Source organism: Streptomyces sp. NPDC048462 (assembly GCF_043200175.1).
Taxonomy (GTDB): Bacteria; Actinomycetota; Actinomycetes; order Streptomycetales; family Streptomycetaceae; genus Streptomyces.
This window is the reverse complement of the sequence record NZ_JBICXG010000012.1, coordinates 103,080-127,421: the sequence shown is the minus strand read 5'-3', so window position 1 is coordinate 127,421 and position 24,342 is coordinate 103,080. Positions and strand designations below refer to the sequence as shown.

Sequence of the window (24,342 nt, the reverse complement as noted above, 5' to 3'; positions counted from 1 at the left end):
CACTGAGCCCGGACGTCTCGTCCGGGCTCAGTGATGTCTTGGGCGTGTGGCTACAGCCTATCTAAATCGCCTGACCATTGGTCAGGCTAACGACAACTCAGCCAAGGCATCTGCAACGCTCTCGTCAGGCTCTGCCGAGATCCACCCCAAAGTGGCTAGGTGCACAATGGACCGGACGACTTCATCACGCTTAAGAGGCGGTTTCCTTCGCACCTTCCACGCCTCAACCGCATTGAGAATCTCAGATGCAGTGGGAATGCGACCATAATGTCGATAGAGGTGCTCCGCAGAGTAATGAACAGTGGCTGCAATTTCAGCTTGGGCGCTATCAAAGCGCGCAACCAGATCACATGTGACCGCAATCGCCGAATCCCACTTTTCGAGATACGGTGCATACTCAGGGTTGGATGAGTTAAATGTTTGCCCTACATTAACTTCGAACATATTCCCGAGCTGTCGCTCAGCGATCAATCCGTTATTCTGCAGTTTCGCAATCGTTGGCTTGAGCTGCGGTGAAAATGGACCGTAACTTGCCTTCTCGTGTTGGAGGTCCATTGGAATACCCGCGGCTACCGCAAAGTAGGCAATCTTCTGGAACATCACTCGCCCTACGCGATGCCTATAGGGCTGCTGTTCCAGTCTATTTAGGACTTCAACCAGCGCATATTGCCATGGCTCGACAAAGCGAGTCGTACTCGACTCCCCCTTTTCCCACAGATCAAGCTGTTGATGCCCAACTTCTACATCGAAAGGCGCGTATAGCTCAACTGGGATATCAAGCTGCTCCAGCCGCTGCGCCAGGACAGGACCCACGACAGACCATTCAAGTTGACCGGCTCCGCATCCCAACGGCGGAACCGCCAGAGACTTCAGGCCCCAATCGCTGCAATGTTCGGCAAGGTAATCAAGTCCAGCGATGATGTCGTCCAGCTTACTGACGCTACGCCAGTGCCCTTTGGTGGGAAAGTTTATGATCAGATGATCCCCAGCCCTGTATGGGTAGGGCTCGCCTAGACGAACCTGTCCGGCTCTGCACCGCTGCACATAGTCAGCGTACATTTCCGGATATTTCCTCTTGAAGGAAAGCGCGATGCCTTTACCCATTACGCCAACGGTGTTAACCGTGTTGACCAGACCATGCATCTGAGACTTGAGCAGATCCCCCTGCAGGACTCGAACATTCCTACCGGAAGTAGACATTTGCGTTTACCTCCACCTTCCAGAAGGGGGCAATTCCACTACAGACTGCAGCGTCGGCATTATTGAGAGTATAACAGCCAATGAAGTATTCTGGCAATACGGAATCAGGTACGAGAACTTCCGCACTGCGCATTCGCTTCCGCTCGGCCTTCTCCCAAACATCAGCACTGTTCCAGCTCTCCGCGTAAACGCGATCGGCATTGAGGTGAGCCAACCCGCCCGGCGACGGAAAGAATCGCGTGGTGCCAGTAGCCGCGTTGCCATCCGACACCACGACGTCAGGAAGCTCCAAAACAGAACTGGCTATTCGAATGACAACAAGCTCCCTCACGCCGTCAGCCATGAGCTTGAACATCATTGAATTTCGAGCGTGAAAGTATGTGTTTACGTAGGAGTGAAGGAGACCACCTCCGGGGATGCACTTATTTACTCTATTGTCCTGCACGGATGCAGAGGCGACCGAGTGATGGGGTATTTTCTCTGCGGCGTGATGACTCAACAACCCGAATCTCGCGATGGACTCAAGGTTCACGAGCGGCGCAATGTAATGCAGCTCTTCGACCTGATCTCTGTGCAATCTCGCTCCACTGAAGCGCAGGGCCCGGACTGAACAATATTACCTCAAGCTTTGACCCAGTCACCCTACGTGATGAAGATGCTCATCGGTACGGCCCGCGGGCTTTCATGTCCCAGCTGTCCGACTGTCCGGTTGGAGCTCTGACCTGTACGAATCGGGCGGACAGCCAGCACAGCGGGTGTCCGGGGTGTCCGGTTACAGACGGCTGCAACACCCTGAGTGTTGCAGCCTGGTGGCGAAGCCACCCTCTGTAGGTCGTGGGCGCTGGCGGCGCCTTCCTTCTCTCAGGAACGCGGACACCACGTCGCACCACCTCCGCACCATCTGCGGCGGATAACCACGGTCAATGGCGGTCAACCCGCCCAGGCTCAGAACGGGCGCTGGGCGGTATCCGTACAGGCCAGAGCTCCACATCGGGACGACTCCTCGGGATTCCCAAGCTCAGAGCGCGAGTTCGATTCTCGTCACCCGCTCTTTTATGAAGGCCCTGGTCAGTGACTGGGGCCTCGTTTGTTGTCCAGGCCGTACGAGGTCTCCCAGGTGCTTCACCAGCTTCTGCGTGCGACAACATGGGCGCCTCCCGCGCCGAGTCGCCCTTGCTCCGCCGGGTGGGCCCCGCACTCCGAGCCACATCACGTCCTCTACCGGCCGGAATCAGTCACTGTGGCCGGAGCTGCCGGTTCGTGCTGTGGGTGCTGTCCTACGCTGTCCGGGACCGATCGGCGGCTAGGAACGGGGGATCCGTGGCTGAGGGGACGGCGCTGTCGGAGCGGATAGCGGAGCAGCGGGTTGGTGGCGGTGATCCGCGCGCGATGCTGGGTGAGTTGCGTCGGGCGTTGGTGCTGGTGCCCGTCGATGGCGGTGGGTTGTGGGCCGCTGAGCTTGGCGGGGTCCGCTGGGTGTGCGGGTTTACTGACGAGGCGGCGCTGGCCCGTTTCGCGCAGGCGCGGGGTGCTCTGCACGATCCCGATGCCGGCGGACGGGTGTGGGAGTTCGCGGAGCTGCGGGGCGCTCGGCTGTTGGACGAGGTCATTCCAGCGATGGGAGTGCCCGCGGGGCTCGCGGTGAATATCGCTGATCCGGACGGGTCGATGTTCTTCCCGCCGGTGACGGGCATCGTGCCGGACGCGGTCGCCGTCGACGGGGAAGCTGCGGTCGGCGGGGTAGGACCCGGCGGGGAGCGTGAGCGATGAGCGGCGACGCGGCCGATCTCAACGTAGGTCCGGCGAGTGTCCAACAGATCACCAGTGGTCTGCGGGCAGCGGTGGCCGAACTGAAGGAGGTCGGCACCGGCACCGGTGCGCCCCTGGGCAAGGGGCTGTCGGACCTGTCGATGACCGGGATGGCGGTCGGCTACTACGGGTTGTCGGTGGATTTCGAGGACTTCTGCGAGCGGTGGGAGTGGGGCGTGCGGGCTCTGGTCCAGGACGCCAACACCATCGCGGCGGCGCTGGGCCTGTCCGCCGGGGTCCTTTGGGAGGAAGACCAGTACATCAAGGGCACGCTGAAAGTCGTGGTCAACTCCGGCGTCGGCAACCCGAACGCGTCCGAGGCCGACGTCATCAAACAGGGCTGGGGTGAAGTGTTCACCCCGGACTACCTCAACCCCGACTACAGCCTGGAATCGGCCGAGCGGGCGAAGAACGAGGCAGACCAGACCTGGAAGGACACCGGGCGGGCGCTGCTGACCGAGGGGAGCGGCGGCCGGCAGAGCGAGCTGATGAACCGTTTCCTCGGGGTCGATCAGGAGACCTTCGACCGGGGCGTGGACGAGACGTTCGGTCCCTCGCCCGAGGAACGTGCCCGGCAACAGCAGCAAGGCAACGGGGGGAACTGATCCATGGGCATCGGGGACATTGTCAGCGACCTCACTCCGGACGTCGTCGAGGACGCGGTCGAGGACGGGACCAAGTGGGTCGGCGACCGGGTCGAGGACGTCGGAAACTGGACGGCCGACCGGCTGGATGACGTCGGCTGGGAGTCCGGTGCGGACTGGGTGCGTGAGCAGTCGCGTTCGGTCGCCAACCGGATGGGCGCCGAGGTCGACGAGATGGACCTCGGGCAGACCGAGGACAAAACGAAGCTGATCTACGGCAGCCCCTCCGGGCTCCGCTCCTCCGCCGCCCACCTCAAAGCACTCCAGGGCGCGTTCGACAAGGTCGGCGGAGGACTCAAAGGGCTCGACGCCTCCACCCTCAAGGGCAAGACCGCGGACGCTTTCCGGGACTCGGTATCCATCGAGCCGCCGAAGTGGTTCAAAGCCGCCGACGCCTTCGAGAAGGCCGCAGGCGCACTGGAGTCCTTCGCCGGCACGGTCCAATGGGCCCAGGGCCAGGCACAGCTGGCGATCGACCAGTGGAAGGCGGGCACCAAGGCGTCCGAGGAAGCCATGGACGCCCACAAGGACCGGTGCGACACCTACAACAAGGCCGTCGACACGTACAACGCCCTCCCCTCCGACAAACGCGACCCGGCCACGCTGCCCCCGAAGCCCGGCGAGTTCAAGGACCCCGGCAAGGCCCGGATGGAAGAAGCACAGCAGCTCCTCACCGAGGCCAGAAAACAGCGCAACACCGCCGGCGAAACCGCCCGCACCCTGGTGACGGCCGCCCGGGACACCGCACCGAAGAATCCCACCTACGCCGAGCAGGCCGTGAGCGGAGTCTCCGAGTTCAACTTGGCTGGCACCCACTTCGTCGGCGGGATCGCCAAGGGCACCGCCGGAATGCTCAACTTCGTACGCAGCGTCAACCCGATGGACGCGTACAACCTCACCCACCCCGCCGAGTACGCCCTCTCGCTGAACAACACCGCCGCCGGACTCGTCCAGGTCGCCAACGACCCTTCCGGCGCCGGCAAACAGATGGTCACCGAGTTCATGAAGGACCCGGCCGAAGGACTCGGCCGCCTCGTCCCCGACCTCGTCCTCACCGCCGCGACCGGCGGCGGAGGCGCCGCGGTCAAGGGCGCCCGCACCGCGAAGGAACTCGCAGACCTCGCACAGGACGCGAACAAGGCCCGCCGCCTGGTGGACGACGCCCCCGAAGGCACCCACAACCGCACCCCCGAGGAACGCACCACCAAGAACACCGACCCGGTCGACCTCGCCTCCGGCCGCATGTTCCTGCCCCAGACCGACATCGTCCTGCCCGGCACCCTGCCGCTCACCTTCACCCGCCGCGTCGAATCCGGCTACACCGCAGGCCGCTTCTTCGGCCCCTCCTGGTCCTCCACCGTCGACGAACACCTGGAGATCGACGCCAACGGCGTCATCCACATCACCGACGACGGCCGACTCATCACCTACCCCCACCCCGCACCTGGCCTGTCGACCTGCCCCGAAACCGGCACCTCACGCAGTGGCCTGGATCGCGCCGCGTCGGGCGACTACACGCTCACCGACCCCGACACCGGCCTCACCCGCCACTTCGACGCACCGACCGGATCGGAACCAGGAGGCGACGGCGACGCCTGGCTCAGTGAGATCAGCGACCGCAACGACAACACCATCACCTTCGACCGCGCGGAGAACGGCACGCCCCTGGCAGTGGTCCATTCGGCCGGCTACCACCTCGAGCTGACCTCGACGGACGAGGTCGTGACTGGTCTGGCGCTACTCACTCCCACGATCGGCGAAGAGGCGCTCACTGCCGACGGCCGAAGCGTGGCCCACCCCCTGCGCGCCTACGGCTACACGGACGGCAACCTCACCGAGGTCACCAAACCCTCCGGCGCCACCCTCACCCTTGAATACGACCATCGCCACCGGGTCGTCGCCTGGATCGACTCCAACAACTGCCGCTACGAGTACAAGTACGACGACCACGACAGGTGCGTCGCCGAGGGCGGCGAAGCGGGACACATGCAACTCACCCTCGCGTATGGAGCCCCGGAGCCGGACACCGGCCTCCGCACCACTACTCTCCGCACCGCCGCCGGCCACACCACCCACCACCTGATCGGCGAAGGCTGCCGCGTGCTAGCCACCACTGACCCGCTCGGCCACACCACCCGCTTCACCTACGACACCCGCGGCAACCCCCTCACCCGCACCGACCCACTCGGCCGCACCACCGCCTTCGGGTATGACGAGAAGGACAGGCTCGCCACTGTTATCCGCCCGGACGGCACTGAACTGCACGCTGTCCGGAATCCATTGGGCCACCTGACGGAGTTCACCGGCCCCGACGGCGGCCGTAGACAACAGGAGTTCGACGAACGGGGCAACCGCATCGCAGCATCCGACGCGGCCGGACTCACCACTCGTTTCGCGTACGACGCCCACGGACGGCTCGTCTCGGTCACTGACGCTCTTGGCGCCGTCACCACTGTGAAGTCCGACCCGGCCGGGCTGCCACTGGAAGTCACCGATCCAAGGGGCGGTAAGACCCGCTACGAGCGCGACGCCCTCGGCCGACCCGTCCGCGTCACGGACCCACTGGGTGCAGTGACCCAGCTCGAATGGACCACGGACGGTGAACTGGCCTGCCGAAGAGGCCCGGACGGCGGAACCGAATCATGGACCTACGACGGCGAGGGAAGCCGCACAAGCCACACCGACCCCGTGGGCCAGGTCACCCACTTCGAATACACTCACTTCGAGCTGTCGGCAGCACGCACCGGCCCGGATGGGGCTCGCTACGAGTTCGACCACGACACCGAGCTACGGCTGACGCAGGTCACCAACTGCCAGGGTCTCAAATGGTCATACACCTACGATGCGGCCGGCCGACTGAGCTCCGAAACGGACTTCGACGGGCGCACGCTCACCTATACCCGCGACGCGGCGGGACAGGTCACGGTCCGTACTAACGCGCTCGGCGAAACCCTCGCCTACGAACGAGATCCACTCGGTCGTGTAATCGCCAAGGACGTGGCGGGCGCGGTAACCACCTATGCGTACGACAGAGCTGGGCGCATGGTCCGGGCAGCCGGTCCGGACAGCGAGCTGATCTACCAGTACGACCGCCGTGGTCAGGTCAAGACGGAACTCGCCGACGGGCGCGCCACCACGTACACCTATGACGCCCTTGGCCGCCGCGCCCAGCGCACCACGCCCACCGGCCGCATCACCACGTACGGCTACGACACGGCAGGACGCCCCACACACCTGACGGCTGACGGCCATCGCATCGCCTTCATCCATGACATGGCCGGCCGGGAAATCGAGCGGGACTTCAGCGGAGCCCTCACCCTGACCTCCGGCTGGGACGCTGCGGGACGCCTGAGCACACAGCGCCTCTCCACCGGCGACCGCACTCTCAACAACTGCGTCTACACCTACCGTGCCGATGGTCACGTCACTGCCCTGGACGACACCCTGCGCGGATTCCAACGCTTCGATCTGGACGCGGCCGGCCGCGTCACTGAGGTCACCGCCGCTGCCTGGACGGAGTCGTACGCATACGACATGGCAGGCAACCAGACCTCCGCCACCTGGCCCGAGCACCGCTCAGGCAGTGAGGCGAGAGGCCACCGTGTCCACACCGGCACCCGGCTGCGGCGCGCGGGCGCCAACAGCTACACGTACGACACCGCAGGGCGTCTCGTGCTGCGCAACAAGTCCCGTCCATCGAAGAAAGCCGAAAGCTGGCGCTACTCCTACAATGCCGACGACCAGCTCACCGCACTCACGACGCCCGACGGCACACAGTGGCGCTACCGCTACGACCCTCTCGGCCGCCGCACCTCGAAGGAGCGGATGGCCGCGGACGGTACGAGTGTCGCGGAACGGACCGCCTTCACCTGGGACGGTACTGTCCTGGCGGAACAGACCACCAGTCACCCCGATCGACTGCCCTATCAGGTCACGCTCACGTGGAACCACCAAGGCCTGACCCCGCTCGCCCAGACGGAACGCCTCACCGAGGAAACCACCCAGCGCGAAATCGACAGCCGATTCTTCGCCATCGCCACTGACCTGATCGGCACACCGACCGCACTCATCAGCGAATCCGGCGACATCGCGTGGCACACGCGCACCACGCTCTGGGGTAACACCACCTGGAACGCGGATGCCACCACGTACACCCCGCTCCGCTTCCCCGGGCAGTACTACGACCCTGAATCCGGCCTCCACTACAACCACCACCGCTACTACGATCCGCAGACGGCCCGCTACACCACACCTGATCCGCTGGGACTCGCCCCAGCCCCGAACCCGGTCACCTATGTCCACAATCCGCTGACTTGGGCCGATCCACTCGGGCTCACGCCGTATCCACCCAAGGGTGAACACTCAAATCCGTTCGGCCACAGAGCCGACGCCGAAAGAGCCGCGTTCGAGGCCGCCGGAGTGCCCTATGGCGAGACACCGATCGCCGAGTGGACCGTAACCGGTGACAAGAGCTTGAAGCACGTACCGGGATATGCCTATTCAAGCGACGCGTCTCACTGGGGAAACTTCCGTCAGTTCGAGACGGATCAGGGATCCAGAGTGGTCGTGGAGCATACGCACGATCCGGCTGGTCAGCATTTCCATGCGGGAAAGCCCAAGATTGACGATTCCCGAGAACTCGTCAACTTCGGCTGGGACAATGGCCGGGTCCAGCGGGGGGACGGCTCCTTCGGGTATCCCGAAGACATGGAAAGATACGGCAAGATCAACAAACCGGGCGGGGACCACCACTTCTTCTACGAAGGTAACTGATGGCAAGCCAGCCTGGATCGTTCGGGAGAGGAATCACATGGAAGCGGCCCCCAGCGCGGAGAACCCGGCCTGGCAGCACACCCTCGAAGCGTGTGGACTGCTGGCCCTCGGGAGGGAAGTCCCCTGTCCTGCGCCTGCCGTCCTGACCGCCATCCGCGCTGTGACAGGGGTAGAGGTCAGGCCGACCGCGAAAGTCCCGGAGTCACACCCAGACGCAGCAGCGGAGCTGGATCGTCAGTGGCTGGCTGAGACCTTCAAGTTGCCTCTTGTGTCAGGTGCGGGGGAATTCCTCATCGTGCCTCCAGGACAGGGCGGCAGTTCTGTGGGGTGGGTCCTCGTGAAGGATTCCGTCGAAACAGGACTGCCGTCTCGCGTGGCAAGCGCAACTGGCTCGCCGGAGTTTCTGGCATTGTCGGTGGACGGTCGCCATCTGTGCGCGGTCACGTCCGAGGAGGACGAATACTGGATTGTCACGCGCATCCTTGCCTGACGCGCGGTTGGCGAGCGGTGCCGGCGCTCAGCCCTGAAATCCCTCTGTGAACTGGGCGGCCTGATACTGGGAGGGGCGGTCCCGGAGAAGCAGTCACAGGGTGTGGGCTATGACGGCGTTCCTTCACTCCCCCTCGAGGAACAGGTCCGAATCGTCTGGCGCATCCCCGAGCCCACTGCCTCCATGTCACAAGCTCGATCGGCACAGGACAAGGTGCCCAAGGGCCCACACTCGGCTCAGCCGAGGGGGACACATCCGGATCATCGCCGCGGGCGTGCACGCCTGGTGTCGAAGCGAACGGCCCTACCGGCTACGGCCGTGCCACAACGTGCCAGTAGTGGTGGTAAACAGCGGTCAGCAGGGGGTTCCAGGTGGCTTGCCGCATGCCGCCCTCCACAGACGTTTGCCCAGCTCCGTGGCCATGTAGTCATCCACGTGCCGGGTGATTCCAAGCTCAGAGCGCGAGTTCGATTCTCGTCACCCGCTCCACGATGAAGGCCCAGGTCAGTGACCTGGGCCTTGTTTTTGTTCCGGCTACTACGGCTCTGCGTCGAGGAGTCGGGCGGCCTCGCGAGGGTCCATCAGGGTTGGACCAGGCTTGCTCGGCGGGGAGCAGGTCCCGCTCCAGCAGGGCGTATTCGGGACACCAACCGTCGGCCTCACAGCCGGGGACGTTGCGCAGGATCAAAGTAGTGAGGTTCGGAGGGACCGAACCCGTGATCCGCACCGCAAGATAAGTTTCATGGCCATCGTCGGCGCGGACCTGAAGGCCGACGGTGTAGGTGTCGAAGTCCACCGTGTGCTCTTGGCCGTCCCGGAGAGTGGCACGGCTCAGGGTCAGAACCGTAGTCCGGAGTCGCCGGACGAAACGTACTCCCGATTCGGCGCGGTAACGGACGTGGTCCTCGCGAGCGGGGAGTAGGTGGGCTGTGTACGTGGCGGACTTGAGCGCACCTGCGTTGCCGGCGTTGTAGCGGGTTCGGGCACTCTTGCCATCAGCTTCGAGAGCGGCGTAGAAGTCGTCGGTGGAGCCGTCCTCGCGGCGGCCGGCTGCCAAGGAAGGTCGGCGTCCACCCAGACCGCCCCGCGCCAACGTTGGACCTTCACCTTGAACAACACCTGGTCATCGACAGCGCGGATGCGCTCATGCTTGGCATCGTCCGTCGCGAACTGTTCGGCGGTCTTCTCCAGGATCGGGTGCTCGATCTCGTCCAGGGGGTCGGTCACCGCCGGTAGGGGCAGACCGAGGTCATCGCGTAGGCATCGCAGGGAGGGCCTGGCGGGACGCATCGCAGCGTGAATGGTCATTCGTCGATCCCGACGACTGCGTCGATCTCCTCCACGGTCAGACCGGTCAGGAGCATGACGTCCGACTTCAAGGAACCGTCCAGGACACTGAGCGCTTCCACCATGCCCTCGCGCAAATCCTCACGCCTCTGGTCCAGGTATACCCGTACCGCCTCCGCCACCAGGTCCTTCTTCGTCAGGCCCAGGAAATGTGCGCCCTGGCTGATCAGCTTGTCCGTCGCCGGATCCACCTTGAGCGGCGACTGCCGGGGCGGCTTCGAAGCCGTGGTCATAGATCCCACCTCCGCATCCACGGTACCTTAGTACCTCATGATGGGGTTCCTGCTGGTGCCTTGCAATGAGGCGCAGTCCGCCGACCGCCGGTACTACGGCTCCGGATCGATGGCGGTCGACCGGATTGCCCTGCGACAGATCGCCAGGGATGAAATCGCACGACGCCGAGCGCCTGATCCAGCGCGGTGACTTCCCCACCCATGGCACGGCGGCATCGATCACCCTCGTGCCCCATCCGTGCCCTTCGGAGCGGACAGCAGCGGTCAAGCACGGTATCCAGAGACCACGCCACCCTCGACCGCTCCAGCCAGACATGCAGGCCAGGGCCACTACAGCCGTTCAAGAACCGTTGATTCCCAAGCTCAGAGCGCGAGTTCGATTCTCGTCACCCGCTCCACGAAAGGCCCAGGTCAGCGACTTGGGCCTTGTTTGTTGTCTAGACCTGTCTAGGTGTCTCGTGCCCGCTCCGTGCCCGATGCCTGTTCATCGGCCTTGGCCGACCGCAGCCTTCCGACGTTCGGCCTGCACCCGAGAGTCGGGCCCGGAAGTGACCTTACGTTGACGCTCGGTGTCCGAGTGCTGACAGATGAACGCGGCCTCTCCGTGGACTGGCCGACACGCACCATCGTGTCCTTGAGCGTCGCGCCCGATCGGGTGGTCAGGGTGCGTCCGGTGTGGCGAGGATCGCGGAACCGGAAATCGGCCGGCAGGCCAACCACGCTACGGGCCTTGCGCCACTCCCGGCCGAAGGTCGAGCGACGGAGGCTTGCCCCGCTCGCCCACGAACAACAACCCGCCCGGGATCTTCTCCGCGTACCAAGCCAGCCAGGCGCGGATCAACATGAGTCGATTGAGAGTGGTGGCGCCCTCCCGTACCTTCTGGAACATGGGAGAGGGACGGGACGTCACCAACAACGTAAGTAACGGCGTGAGCGGCCATGTCAACGGGCCCGTGGTCCAGGCTGGATCCATCAACGGCAATGTGATCCTGCCGGATACGCCGAGCCCAGAGGAGGCAGAGTTACGGGCTCGCTGGGCGGCACGCACGAAACGAATTCTGGACGCCGAAGATGCAGAACGCGCAGCACGCTACGCCCAGTCTCAGTTTCAGAGACAGAGATTCCTCAAGAAGGCACGTCGTGGAATCTACGGGTCAGTCGTATGGATCCTGTTCGGCATGTTCCTGGTTGTCGGTGGTCACGGATCCGGGGGCGACAGCACGCGAGTGATGTGGGAGTCGATTGGGTGGTTCGACGTGGTGATCGGTTTCGGATTCCTGGCGAAGCACTGGTTGGCTCTTCGACGCTACCGCTGAGTCCCGGACTTAGCAGCTGATCAACCGCCGTCCCTCAATACGTCTGACACTTGGCGCCACCCGTGCGCAGTCGAGTGGATCACGTACCGCAGCCCGTCGCAGGGGTGGTCGAGGCACTTGATCGGCTTGCCCTCGACTCGTGCTGGCCTCTTCCGGCCCGGCGTAACCCGGCAGCTCGTCGAGGAGCCCCCGGCATGAGCGGCGCGCAACGCGTCGATGTAGGCCACGGAGAGGCTCGGGTTGTCGTCGAGCCGGAAGTGCCATGAACGCAGGTCGACACAGTACACAACCAGCCGGTACCCGCCGAGCAGTGCAGCGACGTGCACCTGCTCGTACCCGGTCACGGCGAGATACCAGTGCGTTTGCAGCGCCGGCCCGTCCGGCACACCGGCGAGCCACTCGTCGAGCTGGTACGCACTGCGGGTTTTGATCTCCAGCAGGCTGGACGGTCGAACCACGAACGGTTGTCGAGGTTTAGGGACGAAATCAGGAAAGTACGAGAGGCCGCTCCTGCATAGCTGATGGGCGAGCAGGTGGCGCCAATCGTACGCAGTGGAGTGGACGGCGTAGCGCAGGGCTACGACGCCGCCGTGGTCGTCGAGTGTCAGGGGTACGGTGGCTGCCTCAGATGCTACAAAGGGGGCCCGATGGAAGCGGAGTTGGTGGCACTTGCTGCCGCAGGCGCTACGGCATTGGTTCAGCAGATGGCAGTGGATTCCTGGGCACAAGCTCGTGACCGGATGGTGTCGTTCTTCTCTCGTCGCGGTGGTGGTGAGGAAGACGTGATCGAGGGGGAGCTGGAGATCTCGCGCGGAGAACTGGCGGCAGCGATGGAGACCAGCGACGAGCAGACCGCCTTGGATGTCCAGGCGGAGTGGCGTACACGATTGCGGCGCACCTTGCTGGCCAATCCGGCCGCGGCTTCCGAACTCCGGTTATTGATCGATGACTTGGTGCTGCCAAAGCGTGATCAACAGGTCGCGGATGTCCATAACACGATCAGCGGGGGCGTGCAGCACGGCCCAGTGATTCAGGCTGGCAACGTGGGCTCGCTGAGCTTCGGGGCACCTTCCGGTCAGACCAGAGCCTGACGGCAGTACAGGGCCCACGCAGGGTCTGTGTAGTAAACGGTGGGACTCGGTTGATTGTTTTTATCGACGTCCGGCAGTGAGCCGGCCGTCGAAGGTGATGTCGAAAGCCTGGAGGGCGGCCTTCCAGCGCATGGTCCAGCGTTTGGCTCCGGTGCCCTTGGGGTCCAGGCTCATCACCGCGAGGTAGACACACTTCAGCGCGGCCTGTTCCGTGGGGAAGTGGCCACGGGCCCTCACGGCCTTGCGGATGCGAGCGTTGACGGACTCGATCGCGTTGGTGGTGCAGACGATCTTCCGGATCTCGACATCGAACTGGAGAAACGGGACGAACTCAGCCCAGGCGCCTTCCCAGAGCCGCACGATCGCCGGGTACTTCTTGCCCCATGTCTCGCTGAACTCCAGGAAACGCTCCAGGGCCGCGTCTTCGGTCGGCGCGGTGTAGACGGGCTTGAGCGCCTTCGCGATCTTCTCCCAGTCCTGCCGGGCCGCGTAACGAAAGCTGTTCCGCAGGAGGTGGACTACGCACGTTTGTACGATCGTCGCAGGCCAGACAGTGTTGACCGCGTCCGGCAGACCAGTCAGCCCGTCACAGACCAGCATCAGCACATCCCGGGCACCGCGGTTCTTGATCTCGGTGAGGACCTGCAGCCAGTACTTCGCGCCCTCGCCGCCGTCGCCGACCCACAGGCCCAGGATGTCCCGGTGCCCTTCCGCCGTCACGGCCAGCGCCATGTAGATGGGCCGGTTGGCGACCTGCCCGTCCCTGACCTTCACGTTCACACAGTCGATGAACACGACCGGGTACACGCTGTCCAGGGGCCGGTTCTGCCACTCGGCCATGCCGGCCATCACGCTGTCCGTGATCGTGGAAATCGTGCTCTTGGAGACTTCGGTGCCGTAGACCTCGGACAGATGGGCGGAGATCTCGCCGTGGGTGAGACCCTTCGCGGACAGCGACAGGATCATCTCGTCCACGCCGCCCAGGCGCCGCTGGCGCTTCTTGACCAGCTGCGGCTCGAACGTGCCCGCCCGATCCCGCGGCACCGTGATCTCCACCGGGCCGACCTCGGTGGTCACCGTTTTGGAGCGGTGACCATTGCGGTAGTTGTCCCGGCCGCCCTCGGCCCGTTCGCCGGGCTCGTGTCCCAGGTGGTCGGTCAGCTCACCTTCCAGCGCGGACTCCAACACCTTGCGCGTGAGCTCCGCCAGCAAGCCGCCCCGCCCTCACCGGTCAGTTTCATTCCGCCGGCCTCGGCCCGGGCCACCAGCTCGGCAACCAGCCCGTCATCCACGGCGTCCGCCCCACTCGCAGCGGCCCCGGCCTCGACCTCACTCTTCACGTCCGTCATCAACTGTCGCTCTCAGTACGGGAGTTACACCACTCACCGTACAGACCCACTGCAGGATCATGGTCGCTGGAATTACGGTCGCCGATACTCAAATCCTTCTTGGCGGCGTCTTCAAGGGAACCTTCGAGCGGCGCGCGCTGACGGTGGGCGACGTTGAAGTCGAGGTGCGCCGGAACCCTGATGCACGGGACGACGAAGCTCCGTCGAACGACTTTGTCCGGTGGCCTGTACAGGTCGAGACGGAACCGACGACGCAAGACGGGGAGGCGGTTGCGGTGGAGATCGTCTCACGCATTCTCGAGGCGTTGTGGGGTGTAGAGGCGCAAGCCGTTGCGGCGTGTGACTTCGAGGACGAACTGCCGTGGAAGGGAGGTATCCAGCTTCTAGGGTCATCCGAGCCCGAATGAGTGGGCAGGCCGCGCTTCCCGATCGTGTCCCCCTCTCGGCAAGCCCGCCCTCGGTAGCCGCAAGCCGAGCCGCCGGCCTCCTGGGAAGGGCGGCGGAGTGAGGCGCCCCCGGATGCCGACACCTGAACGGCAGGTCGCGTGGCGGTCTGCAGGTGGAAGTGGTCTGCCATGGCTCGGGGGTAGCTGTTCCCAGAAGGGTTCAAGAACAAGGCCAAAGCCGCAGTGGAGCTCCTCAAAGGCGCCGGGCTGCACGGACACAAGTACGCCAACGACGCGGCAGTCGCTGAGGTAGCACTGTGCCAACCGAAACCCGTCGCCATCCTGACCTCCGACAGCGACGACATGACCAAACTCTGCGGAAACCAGGTCCGCATCATCCTCCTCTGACCAGTCGGCTCGCTCGGAGCACGGGTCGCACTGTCAGCTCTCGTGCCCCATCCGTGCCCAGCAGAGCGGACAACAGCGGTCAGGTGCGGCTCCCAGGGACCGTAACCAACCATCCCATCCAACGAGAAACCACAGGTCAGGGCACCTTTGGTAGCCCAAGAACCGCTGATTCCCAAGCTCAGAGCGCGAGTTCGATTCTCGTCACCCGCTCCATGCAAAAGCCCCAGGCCAACGGCCCGGGGCTTTCTTGTTGTCTAGACCGGTTTAAGCGTCGCGCACCACCTCCGCACCACCTTGACCGTCTTTCCGCTGTTCAGCGCCCTTCCCCCGCGCGGCCCGGACCATCTTGCCCAGCCCGCTCGCCACTTCTCTCTGCCGCTCGTGATCCGAGTGCTGATAGATCAGTGCGGCATTCTCGGACGACTGCCCGGCCCGGACCATCGTGTCCTTGAGCGTCGCCCCCGAGCGCGTGGCGAGCGTGTGCCCGGTGTGACGAAGATCGTAGAAACGAAAGCTGTCGGGCATACCGACCGCGCCCCGCGCCCTGCGCCGCTTCCGCCCGAAGGATGAACGACGGAACGGCGCTCCCTGCTCACCCACGAAGAGCAGTCCGGTTTACTCACGAGTTCTGGCTCTGGTTCTCGCCCAGCTTCTGCGGAGTACGCAAGGGCGAATCAGGGATCAAGTCGGCCTGGCGCCAGGCGCTGGGGCAGACTGGAAGGTATTAAAGCCTTGAGATCCAGGAGGGCTTCTCGATGTAGTCGGCGAGGTAGCCGTTCTCGAACTCCGGCCGTTCCACTCCACTGACCTTGAGTGTCGGCGTACCTCTGGCACTGGAGTTCTGGAAGGCACTCTCGGATGCGTCGACGAAGGTTTGGTACTTCATCGTTCGGACCGCACCATCGAAGCCTGGCCCGCGCAGACCCTCGACGCGGGACGCCATCTTCAGGAGGAAATCGTTGGTAAAGCCATCGACTGCTTCATCCGGCTGATTTGCGTAGAGGACCTGGTGAAACTCAACGAACCGGCCCTCTGCCAGTGCGGCGCGCAACGCGTTCACAGCTTTTTTCGAGCCGTTGCCGCCCAACTTGCCGTCGAGGAAGGACGCGAGTGTGTAGTGGACCTGCACTGAACCGCTCTGAGTCAGTTCGTGCAGCTCAGCCCCGGCGCCCTGTGTCTCGAACTCCTGACAGGCAGGGCAGCGCAGATCCTCAAAGAGCTGGACGGTGGTACCCGCGCCCTCATCACCGACCACGATCGTCGTCCCGTCCGCGCCCAGAGACTCGGGTATATCAGCGTCGGTGGCATGACCAGAACGCACCCCACAGGCCAGAAGGAACAGCCCAAGGATGGCGGCGATCACCGGTCCCTGAATCCCGCGCTTCACCTTCATGGATGCCCCTCCCCAGTGGCAAATGGCTCAGAGTCTACGCGGCGGCCCGCAAGGCGGATCGCCAGCCCTGGGACACTGGCATACACCAGACCGAGAAGCGCTGCTTATTCCTCGCGGGCAGAGCCACAGGAAGTCACCCGCTCCATGACAGAGGCCCAGGTCGGCGACCTGGGCCTCTGTCATGGTCTGGACCCGTTCAGCAACACCTCTGCGCCACGTGGGCCCTTCTGCCGCTGGTCACACTGCCTTTCGCGATAGCCCGCACCATCCGGTCCAGCCCATCGGCAACCCCCCGCTGCCGCTCGTGGTCCGAGTGCCACTCGTTCGGCGCCTCCGGAGTGCCCGAAGCGCACGTTTCCAGGAACGTGCTCCGGTGGTAGTCGTGCTCAGGTCAGAACGCCGACGTGTAGGCGGCGAAGAAGGGCGTCTTCACCGGCGCTCCGCCGGGGTCGAAGCACGCTACGTAGAGCCGGACGGAGCCGCTGGTCCGGTCCCAGGGCCTGTACAGGCCGCAGTAGTCGGCGCTGCGGCCGTAAGCGGTGGCGTGCGCGGTGTCCGACGGGACGGCCACCGACGGCATGGTGACGGTGAAGGGCGCTCCCGAGCCACCGAGGCTGTTGGTGGCTCCGCTGGAGTTGTAGTTGGTCAGAGCGGGCAGCGACCCGCTGTACCAGAGATACCCGAAGGACTTCGGCGGAAAGGCCGGGCCGTGTACCGCTCGCAGATAGGAGTAACTCAAAGTCCACTCGGTGTCGTATGGCTGGTTGGACGCGTCGTAACAGGCAACGATCACGGTCTGGCCCGCCGTCCCTGGTGTCCAGTCTGACACCTTGCACCGCGCTCCCTGCCGTGGATCGACAGCGGTGACCTGGAGATCGCCCGCGTAGCTGGACAGCCCGAGAGACGGAAGCCACGCCTTCCAGATGCCCGTCGAGCCCTTGCTCACCGCATTGGTGGAGCCCGCGGAGTTGTACTGGGTGAGTACGGTGCCGCTGCTGTCCGAATTCAGGTAGCCGTACGAGCCGGAGGGGGTGGCGGGCAAGCCGCTGCTGCTCGTGTAGAGGACCGTGAAGGTGGAGTTGTCCGGTGCACCGCTGGGGAGGTAGCAGTTCACGTACACGTCCTGACCAGGTCCCACAGTTTTCCAGTCAGCGATCTGACACCAGTGGGCAACGCTGTTCACCGCGGTGGCGTGGGCGATGCCACCCGGACCACCGATCAGGGGGAAGTGCACCACGTACGAACCGAGACCGATTTGGTCAACCTTCACGGGATTGGCGGAAGGTGAAGCCCAACTGCCCCACTGCCGAGAGGGGTCGGGTGCGTAGCCGGGGGGCGGAGTCGCGTTGTCCAGATACGCGAAGCCCCAGCGGTCGGGTACGGCGGCGTGTGCCGGGCCGGCTGCGGGAAGAGCTGCGGCCAGAAGAGCGGCCACCATGCCCAGAACGAGCATCACGGCCCGGACGGGTCTGCTCGACAGATGTGAGGTGCGGACGTGCATGGGCGTGCCTCCTGTTGATGAGGTCGGTACTGCCTGTGCGATCCGGTACTTGAGTGCGATTGCCCTCCACGTGCCGCAGAGGCTCGAGCTCAGTCCTCCTGCGGCTCTGCAGAACGGCAGGGCTTGCACCCCGACGGCGGCCCGTGGGTTCGAAATCCGATTTCCACTGTCCCAGAAGTACAACCCGTCGGAACGCTGTCGGTCAGCCGTTTCGGTGCCCGCCTCACCTGCCGCCGGGCACAGCGGCTCGCTTGGTGCGACGCGTGAAACCAGCAGTTACAGCCGCTGCCGTGCCAACTACTCTTCCTCTCACCCCTCCCACCTCACTCGCCTCTGCGCACACCGCAGCCGGGCCTGTCCAGAACTCGCCGGCACCTGGTCGACGACTCCACAGCAACCGAAGGTCTGGGCCCGGCCAGCATGTGCATACGTCGGCACGAGGAAGAGCACGGAGACTTCAGCGACGAGGAACTCACCAAGGCCCACGCGAAGATCTTCGGCACCCCCGGCTGCGCCAAGGACGCGGACGCCGCGTGAGTGAGCACATCGAGACCGTTGTCCCGGACTCGGAAGGGCGCTCCGCCTGGATCGCGCAGGACCGCAAGCTCCTCGCGATGCTGCAGGTCTTCCACGACATGGGCGCCGACCTGGTGATCAGGGCGAACACCATCGTGGAAGTCACCCACTCGCGCACCAACATGCCTCGCCTGAACCGGCCGCTGTCCCGCATCAAAGTGGAACCGGTCACCGAACAAGCGGCCGACGCGACAGCGGAACTCCTCAAAGCCGCCGGACTGCACGGACACAAGTACGCCATCGACGCCACGGTCGCCGAGGCAGCGCTCCGCCAGCCGAAGCCTGTCGCCCTACTGACGTCCGACAGCGACGACAGCGACGACAAGACCAAGCTCTGCGGCAATCAGGTCCGCATCATCCCTCTCTGACACGCCGGCCCACCTGGAGCTCGCACCTCGGCAGCTTCCGTCGCACTTGCTGGCGCTCGTGCCCTATCCGTGCCCAGCAGAGCGGACAACAGCGGTCAGATACGGCTCCCAGAGACCGCAGGCCATCCACCTGCACAATGCAAATTTGCAGGTCAGCGACCCTATGACGACTCAAGAACCGTTGATTCCCAAGCTCAGAGCGCGAGTTCGATTCTCGTTACCCGCTCCATGATGAAGGCCCTGGTCGGAGACCAGGGCCTTGTTTGTTGTCTGGACCACTTCAGAGGTCCCGCACCAGAAGGCTCACCTTTGGCCTTCGCTTGGCCAGCGAGCGGCAGCAGTTTCCGACAGCGGCCTCGACCAGAAGGCGTCCCTCGCGTGGGGACAGCGAGCGCACGTCCCACGCCCCCCCGGCCTCGCGGGACATGGCGCCAAGACGTCAGTTCTTTCACGCCGCAGCCACCCGCTCGCCGACGCCCGCCGACCCCGAAAGGCTTTGGTGAGGCAGCCCAGGAATGAGATCCTCTTCGCATGTGCGTTCATTGAATGCTGCTTCGTTCGGGGGGACTTCACACTGTGGCTGTAACTGTGCCGGATTGGGCCGACACCCTACTTGACGTCATCGGCGTCAATTGGCCGAACGTTGACGAAGACGCGTATCGAGACATGGCCGACGCGCTCCGGGAGTTCGCCGAGGACGTGGAGGACGACGGATACCTCGCAAATCAGCATGTGCAACGTTTGCTGTCGTCCGGTTACGGCGAAGCTCTCGACGCGCTCGGCGGCCACTGGGGCAAGGTCAAGAACAAGCATGTGAAGGATCTGGCCGACGGCGCTCGCATGATCGCGGGAGCCTTGGACAACGCGGCCACGGCGATTGAAGCCATGAAGTACGCGGCGCTTGTCCATCTGGGGGTGCTGGCCGGCAAGGCGGGCATCTCCATGGCTCTGATACCGGTGACCGGCGGACTGTCCATGCTCATCGGCGGGGGAGCGATCGCGGTTGCTCAGCAGGCCATCCGCCGGGTCATCAAGGAGTGTTTGGAAGAAGTCGTCAGCTATATCGTCTCCGCTCTGACCGAACCGGCCGTCGCCGCATTGGAAGGCATGGCCGCGGATCTGGCAGTACAGGTCGGCGCCACCATGCTCGGTCTGCAGGACGGCGTCGACATGGACCAGGTCGGCCAGTCGGGCAAGGAGGGCTTCAACGAAGGTGTGGCCGGAGCCAAGGACTCCTTCCAGCTCGCTTCAGCCGGTGGACCCGGAGCAGCGCCCGGCAAGGGGGTGCACATCGAGCACTCGGAGCACGAACGAGCCGGCACCAGCCTGAATCTGGTCAGTGTCGACGTTCACGGCAAAACCGCGGGCAGGCTGGCCAAAGCCCGGACGCACCATGGACGGACCCGGGGCAAGGACGATATCGCCAACGCCCTGGACCCCGTGATCGACAAGGCGATGAAAGCTCTCGGCAAAGCCAACAAGGCGGTGGGCGACCACCTCGGCGAGGAGCTGCCGAAGGCGGTCAGGGAGATATCGGAGGCGCAGAAGAAGATCGATCTGGATATCAAGGACAGGCTCAACAAGGTGCGCCAGGATGACGGAGAGACCGTCCCGCCCCCTGCCAGGACGCGCCGGGACTCCGCTCACACCAAGGCGGACGCACTGAAGAGCGCCAAGGACGAGCCGCGTCGCAACAGCATCTCGCTGGACAAAAAGACCTGTGAGAACGACCCGGTGGACGTCGCCACAGGCGAGATGACACTGCCGCAGACCGATGTGGCCCTGCCCGGAGTCCTTCCGCTCGTCCTGCGACGGACACATTTCTCCGACTACCGCTACGGCCAGTGGTTCGGCCGCAGCTGGGCCTCCACGCTGGACGAACGGATCGAACTCGACCCACTCGGCGCGGGGGCCGTGTGGTCACGGGACGACGGTTCACTCCTCGTCTATCCGCGGCTGCCGCTACCCGGGGACGACGAAGGTGTCCTGCCCCTTGAAGGTGCCGGCTTCCTCTGGTGCACGGCGGACACGACAACGGGGAGACCACCTACCTCGTCACCGACCCGTACACGGGTCTGACGCGATCGTTCCGAGGCAACGCGTACAACGCATCGCCGGCCTACTGGCTCAAGGAAATCGAGGACCGCAACCTCAACCTGATCTCGTTCACACGTACCGGCGACGGCAGCCCGACAACGGTCAGTCATTCCGGCGGTTACCGGATCGATCTGGCAGTCGAGGACGCCCGAGTGCGGGAGATGTCCCTGCGTACGCCCGACGGTCCTGTCACCGTCATGCGCTACGGGTACGACCCCGTGGGCAACCTCGAAGGAGTCGTCAACTCTTCGGGGCTCCCATTGCGTTTCACGTACGACGCGGACGCCCGGATCACATCCTGGACCGACCGCAACGACTCCACGTTCCGCTACGTGTACGACGACGCCGGCCGGGTGGTCCGCACAATCGGTCCGGTCGGCTACCTGTCCTCCACGTTCGCGTACGACACCCACCCGGAGACCGGCGACCGCGTCACCCGATACACGAACTCCCTCGGCGCGACCAAGGTTCACTACTTCAACGCCCGTCTCCAGGCGATCGCTGAGACCGATCCACTGGGCGTGATCACCCGCCGCAGCTTCGACCGCTACGACCGGCTCCTCTCCCGGACCGACGCGCTCGGCCGGACCACCGACTACACCTACGACGACCACGGAAACCTGGCCCGGATCGAGCACCCAGACGGCAGCTCCGCCGAAATCGAGTACAACGAGCTGAACCAGCTCGCCGCAGTTACCGGCCCCGACGGTGCAACGTCGTGGCAGGAGTACGACGACCGGGGCAACCCGACCCTCTTCACCCGGCCGAACGGCACGACGACCCGTCTCACCCATGGCCCGAACGGTCAGCTCACCGGAGTCGACGACTCCCTCGGCGCACTGGACCGGCTGCACTGCGACATAGCCGGTCTGCCGCTGGCGGTCCGCGGTCGGCTCGGCACGGTCACCCGCTACACCCGCAACGCGTTCGGGCGTGCGGTAGGGATCACCGACCCGCAGGGCCGCACGACCGCACTGGAATGGACCGTCGAGGGCAAGCTCGCCCGGCGGACGGATCCCGATGGCTCGCAGCAGTCCTGGACGTACGACGGCGAGGGCAACTGCCTGCTCCACGTCGACGCGGCGGGCGGCGAGACCCACTTCGAGTACACGCACTTCGACCTGGTCTCGGCCCGCACCACACCCGACGGCGCCCGCCAGGAGTTCACCCACGACACCGAGTTACGTCTGACCCGGGTCACCAGCCCTCAGGGCCTGACCTGGGACTACACCTACGACGCAAGCGGCCGCACCAGCGCCGAGACCGACTACGACGGCCGCACACTCAGCTATGTCCACGACGCCGGCGGCCAACTCCTCTCACGCACGAACGGCCTCGGACAGACCGTCCGCTACGAGCGTGACCTCGCCGGCCGCATCACCGCCAAGGAGGCAGCCGGCGCGGTCACCCGGTTCACCTACAACATCCGAGGCCACCTCGCCTCGGCGACAGGACCGGACACTGAGCTGTCCTACGTCCGCGACAGTTCGGGCCGGGTCCTCCGCGAGATCTGCGACGGACGCGAACTGAGCAACACCTACGACGAGACCGGACGGCGCGTCCGTCGTGTCACCCCGTCCGGAGCAGTCAGCACATGGTCATTCCCGGCCGGCCCCACCGCTGAACTGAACTCCTCCGGTCATCACTTGGCCTTCGCCTTCGACGAGACGGGCCGCGAGACAACCCGCCGGATCGGTGACTCGCTGACCGTCGAGTACACCTACGATCCGGCAGGCCGCCTGACCGACCAAAACGTCCGCACCCCGGGAGACCGGCCCCTCCAACGCCGCACATACACCTACCGTGCCGACGGCCACCTCGCCTCGGTCGATGAACTGACCAGCGGATTCAAGCGACTGGAGGTGACCCGCGAGGGCCGGGTCACAGGCATCACCGCTGACAACTGGTCCGAGCGATACACATACGACGAGGCCGGCAACCAGACCACCGCGACCTGGCCCGGTACGGACGATGCCACCGGACCCCGCGAGTACACCGGGACCCGCATCACCCGCGCGGGCAGCGTCCGATACGAACACGACGCCCAAGGGCGGGTGGTCCTGCGCCAGAAGGCCCGCCTCTCCCGCAAGCCCGACACCTGGCGCTACGGCTGGGACGCCGAGGACCGCCTGGTCTCGGTCACCACACCCGACGGGACGCGCTGGCGCTACATCTACGACGCCCTGGGGCGCCGCACCGCCAAACAGCGCCTGTCGGGGGACGGCACGACGGTTGCCGAGGAGGTGACCTTCGCGTGGGACGGCGACATCCTCTGCGAACAGGTCAGCTCCATAGCGGGCTCCCCGGACTCCGTGGCCCTCACCTGGGACCACGACGGCGTGAAGCCGGTCACCCAGGTGGAGCGTAGGCTTCTGGACCAGTCGGAAGTCGACCACCGCTTCTTCGCGATCATCACCGACCGGGTCGGAACGCCGCGCGAACTCATCGACGAGCAGGGCGAGGTGGCGTGGCACACCCGCGCCACTCTGTGGGGCAACACCTCATGGAACCGCGGCGCCGGCGCCTACACCCCGCTGCGCTTCCCGGGCCAGTACTTCGACCCCGAATCCGGCCTCCACTACAACCGCCACCGCCACTACGACCCCGAGTCCGGCCGCTACCTCTCCCCCGACCCTCTCGGCCTGACGCCCGCTCCGAACCCAGTCACGTACGTCGACAACCCCACACGATGGATCGACCCGCTGGGGCTGGCGGGGTGCCCGCATCGCGCGGAGGGCCAGCCTCGGCACAGTGTGGTGCTGGGGGTGGATGTGCCGCCAAATCACCCGTCGGAGTCACTGGCGAGCTACCTCCGCAACGATCCGTCGGTCGACGGCCACGATCCGAACCGTGCCAGAGACCCGGGAGCCCATACCTACAACGGCCCGGACTACGCCGGTCAGGAGGCCGGGGGCCCTGTGTGGATGACGAACGTGATGGGCGCCATCGGAGATCGCGACACCACCCTGTCAATCACCCTCGACGGAATGCCGAACAGCCGGGGCGAGATAGCCGACTGGAACACCCCGCAAGACATCACGGACGCATTCCGGAGAGCGGCCCAGCACGGTTCGCAGTTCAATACCTCACATGAAGCCAACTATCCTCGCCGCGGTGACGGAACTGCGTGGGAGATGAGTGAAGTAGCCTACGCAGTCCGCAATTATGACGGAGCTGCTGCGTGGAGGGATCCTGAGGACCAGCGCCCTGGTCGGCCCTGGGAGGAGATTCGGTGGTATACCCGTGACGAAGAGGGTGGTGGCTACAAGGAGATCAAGGTACCAAAGCCCGACATTCCCGAAATACAGCCGGATCTGTCGAAACTCCCGGACCATTTGAGATAGTAACAATTCATGAGGAA

At 64.7% G+C, this 24,342-nt stretch carries 16 protein-coding genes and 4 pseudogenes; 10 read left to right on the top strand and 10 right to left on the bottom strand.

Annotation, left to right across the window (positions count from 1 at the left end; translation table 11 throughout):
* Positions 1-81: 81 nt before the first annotated feature.
* On the bottom strand, positions 82-1,200 hold the full coding sequence (locus tag ACGFU6_RS21300) for a macro domain-containing protein (protein WP_393612849.1): 1,119 nt from the start codon (positions 1,198-1,200) through the stop codon (positions 82-84).
* Positions 1,184-1,732 (bottom strand): DUF4433 domain-containing protein, encoded by a 549-nt coding sequence (locus tag ACGFU6_RS21295; RefSeq protein WP_393612847.1) that lies wholly within the window; start codon positions 1,730-1,732, stop codon positions 1,184-1,186. Before ACGFU6_RS21295 ends, ACGFU6_RS21300 begins: the two co-directional genes overlap by 17 nt.
* Positions 1,733-2,520: 788 nt before the next feature.
* Between ACGFU6_RS21295 and ACGFU6_RS21290 the strand changes: the two genes are divergently transcribed.
* The 4 genes from ACGFU6_RS21290 to ACGFU6_RS21275 all read left to right on the top strand — a co-directional run bounded on the left by ACGFU6_RS21290 (position 2,521) and on the right by ACGFU6_RS21275 (position 8,916).
* The gene (locus tag ACGFU6_RS21290) at positions 2,521-2,970 is read left to right on the top strand and encodes a hypothetical protein (protein WP_393612845.1); all 450 of its coding nucleotides are present in this window, start codon (positions 2,521-2,523) and stop codon (positions 2,968-2,970) included.
* Positions 2,967-3,614, top strand: a complete 648-nt coding sequence (locus tag ACGFU6_RS21285; RefSeq protein ID WP_393612844.1) for a hypothetical protein — start codon at positions 2,967-2,969, stop codon at positions 3,612-3,614. Before ACGFU6_RS21290 ends, ACGFU6_RS21285 begins: the two co-directional genes overlap by 4 nt.
* A 3-nt stretch (positions 3,615-3,617) precedes the next feature.
* Positions 3,618-8,426 carry a putative T7SS-secreted protein gene (locus ACGFU6_RS21280; protein ID WP_393612842.1) on the top strand — a complete coding sequence of 1,603 codons (4,809 nt, stop codon included), beginning with the start codon at positions 3,618-3,620 and terminating at the stop codon, positions 8,424-8,426.
* A 337-nt stretch (positions 8,427-8,763) separates the two neighbouring features.
* Positions 8,764-8,916 carry a hypothetical protein gene (locus ACGFU6_RS21275; protein WP_393612840.1) on the top strand — a complete coding sequence of 51 codons (153 nt, stop codon included), beginning with the start codon at positions 8,764-8,766 and terminating at the stop codon, positions 8,914-8,916.
* 454 nt (positions 8,917-9,370) lie between these two features.
* On the opposite strand, the gene ACGFU6_RS21270 is transcribed toward ACGFU6_RS21275, so the two are convergent.
* From ACGFU6_RS21270 to ACGFU6_RS21260, 3 genes are all read right to left on the bottom strand, one after another.
* Complete coding sequence (locus ACGFU6_RS21270; protein WP_393612838.1) at positions 9,371-9,712, bottom strand: hypothetical protein; 342 nt, start codon at positions 9,710-9,712, stop codon at positions 9,371-9,373.
* 41 nt (positions 9,713-9,753) lie between these two features.
* Entirely contained in the window at positions 9,754-10,143 is a 390-nt protein-coding gene (locus tag ACGFU6_RS21265; RefSeq protein WP_393612836.1) for a hypothetical protein, read from the bottom strand.
* A gap of 77 nt (positions 10,144-10,220) precedes the next feature.
* Positions 10,221-10,496 (bottom strand): hypothetical protein, encoded by a 276-nt coding sequence (locus tag ACGFU6_RS21260; protein ID WP_393612834.1) that lies wholly within the window; start codon positions 10,494-10,496, stop codon positions 10,221-10,223.
* Between the two features lie 767 nt (positions 10,497-11,263).
* Here ACGFU6_RS21260 and ACGFU6_RS21255 point away from each other — a divergent pair.
* Positions 11,264-11,812 (top strand): hypothetical protein, encoded by a 549-nt coding sequence (locus tag ACGFU6_RS21255; protein ID WP_393612833.1) that lies wholly within the window; start codon positions 11,264-11,266, stop codon positions 11,810-11,812.
* 20 nt (positions 11,813-11,832) lie between these two features.
* On the opposite strand, the gene ACGFU6_RS21250 is transcribed toward ACGFU6_RS21255, so the two are convergent.
* Complete coding sequence (locus ACGFU6_RS21250) at positions 11,833-12,270, bottom strand: hypothetical protein (RefSeq protein ID WP_393612831.1); 438 nt, start codon at positions 12,268-12,270, stop codon at positions 11,833-11,835.
* A gap of 189 nt (positions 12,271-12,459) precedes the next feature.
* On the opposite strand from ACGFU6_RS21250, the gene ACGFU6_RS21245 reads away from it, so the two are divergent.
* Positions 12,460-12,903, top strand: a complete 444-nt coding sequence (locus ACGFU6_RS21245) for a hypothetical protein (protein WP_393612829.1) — start codon at positions 12,460-12,462, stop codon at positions 12,901-12,903.
* 60 nt (positions 12,904-12,963) lie between these two features.
* Here ACGFU6_RS21245 and ACGFU6_RS21240 read toward each other — a convergent pair.
* Positions 12,964-14,127: pseudogene (locus ACGFU6_RS21240) on the bottom strand (IS256 family transposase); the annotation flags it as partial.
* Between the two features lie 184 nt (positions 14,128-14,311).
* Between ACGFU6_RS21240 and ACGFU6_RS21235 the strand changes: the two are divergent.
* Together ACGFU6_RS21235 and ACGFU6_RS21230 are read left to right on the top strand one after the other, a co-directional pair.
* The gene (locus ACGFU6_RS21235; RefSeq protein WP_393612827.1) at positions 14,312-14,659 is read left to right on the top strand and encodes a hypothetical protein; all 348 of its coding nucleotides are present in this window, start codon (positions 14,312-14,314) and stop codon (positions 14,657-14,659) included.
* 210 nt (positions 14,660-14,869) lie between these two features.
* A pseudogene (locus tag ACGFU6_RS21230) lies at positions 14,870-15,046 on the top strand (DNA-binding protein); the annotation flags it as partial.
* A gap of 264 nt (positions 15,047-15,310) precedes the next feature.
* Here the strand turns inward: ACGFU6_RS21230 and ACGFU6_RS21225 are convergent.
* The 3 genes and pseudogenes from ACGFU6_RS21225 to ACGFU6_RS21215 form a co-directional block, all read right to left on the bottom strand.
* Positions 15,311-15,658: pseudogene (locus ACGFU6_RS21225) on the bottom strand (site-specific integrase); the annotation flags it as partial.
* Positions 15,659-15,770: 112 nt separating this feature from the next.
* The gene (locus ACGFU6_RS21220; RefSeq protein WP_393612825.1) at positions 15,771-16,439 is read right to left on the bottom strand and encodes a DsbA family protein; all 669 of its coding nucleotides are present in this window, start codon (positions 16,437-16,439) and stop codon (positions 15,771-15,773) included.
* 391 nt (positions 16,440-16,830) lie between these two features.
* Positions 16,831-17,940, bottom strand: coding sequence for a hypothetical protein (locus tag ACGFU6_RS21215; protein ID WP_393612823.1), 1,110 nt, complete (start codon positions 17,938-17,940; stop codon positions 16,831-16,833).
* A gap of 533 nt (positions 17,941-18,473) precedes the next feature.
* On the opposite strand from ACGFU6_RS21215, the gene ACGFU6_RS21210 reads away from it, so the two are divergent.
* On the top strand, positions 18,474-18,884 hold the full coding sequence (locus ACGFU6_RS21210) for a DNA-binding protein (RefSeq protein WP_393612821.1): 411 nt from the start codon (positions 18,474-18,476) through the stop codon (positions 18,882-18,884).
* Between the two features lie 546 nt (positions 18,885-19,430).
* Positions 19,431-24,325: pseudogene (locus tag ACGFU6_RS21205) on the top strand (RHS repeat-associated core domain-containing protein).
* Positions 24,326-24,342 lie beyond the last annotated feature (17 nt).

Excerpts from the sequence above, each read along its gene's own strand:
- ACGFU6_RS21300 (WP_393612849.1), bottom strand. The coding sequence starts at position 1,200 with ATGTCTACTTCCGGTAGGAATGTTCGAGTCCTGCAGGGGGATCTGCTC.
- ACGFU6_RS21285 (WP_393612844.1), top strand. The coding sequence starts at position 2,967 with ATGAGCGGCGACGCGGCCGATCTCAACGTAGGTCCGGCGAGTGTCCAA.
- ACGFU6_RS21280 (WP_393612842.1), top strand. The coding sequence starts at position 3,618 with ATGGGCATCGGGGACATTGTCAGCGACCTCACTCCGGACGTCGTCGAG.
- ACGFU6_RS21260 (WP_393612834.1), bottom strand. The coding sequence starts at position 10,496 with ATGACCACGGCTTCGAAGCCGCCCCGGCAGTCGCCGCTCAAGGTGGAT.
- ACGFU6_RS21245 (WP_393612829.1), top strand. The coding sequence starts at position 12,460 with ATGGAAGCGGAGTTGGTGGCACTTGCTGCCGCAGGCGCTACGGCATTG.
- ACGFU6_RS21235 (WP_393612827.1), top strand. The coding sequence starts at position 14,312 with ATGGTCGCTGGAATTACGGTCGCCGATACTCAAATCCTTCTTGGCGGC.
- ACGFU6_RS21220 (WP_393612825.1), bottom strand. The coding sequence starts at position 16,439 with ATGAAGGTGAAGCGCGGGATTCAGGGACCGGTGATCGCCGCCATCCTT.
- ACGFU6_RS21215 (WP_393612823.1), bottom strand. The coding sequence starts at position 17,940 with ATGCACGTCCGCACCTCACATCTGTCGAGCAGACCCGTCCGGGCCGTG.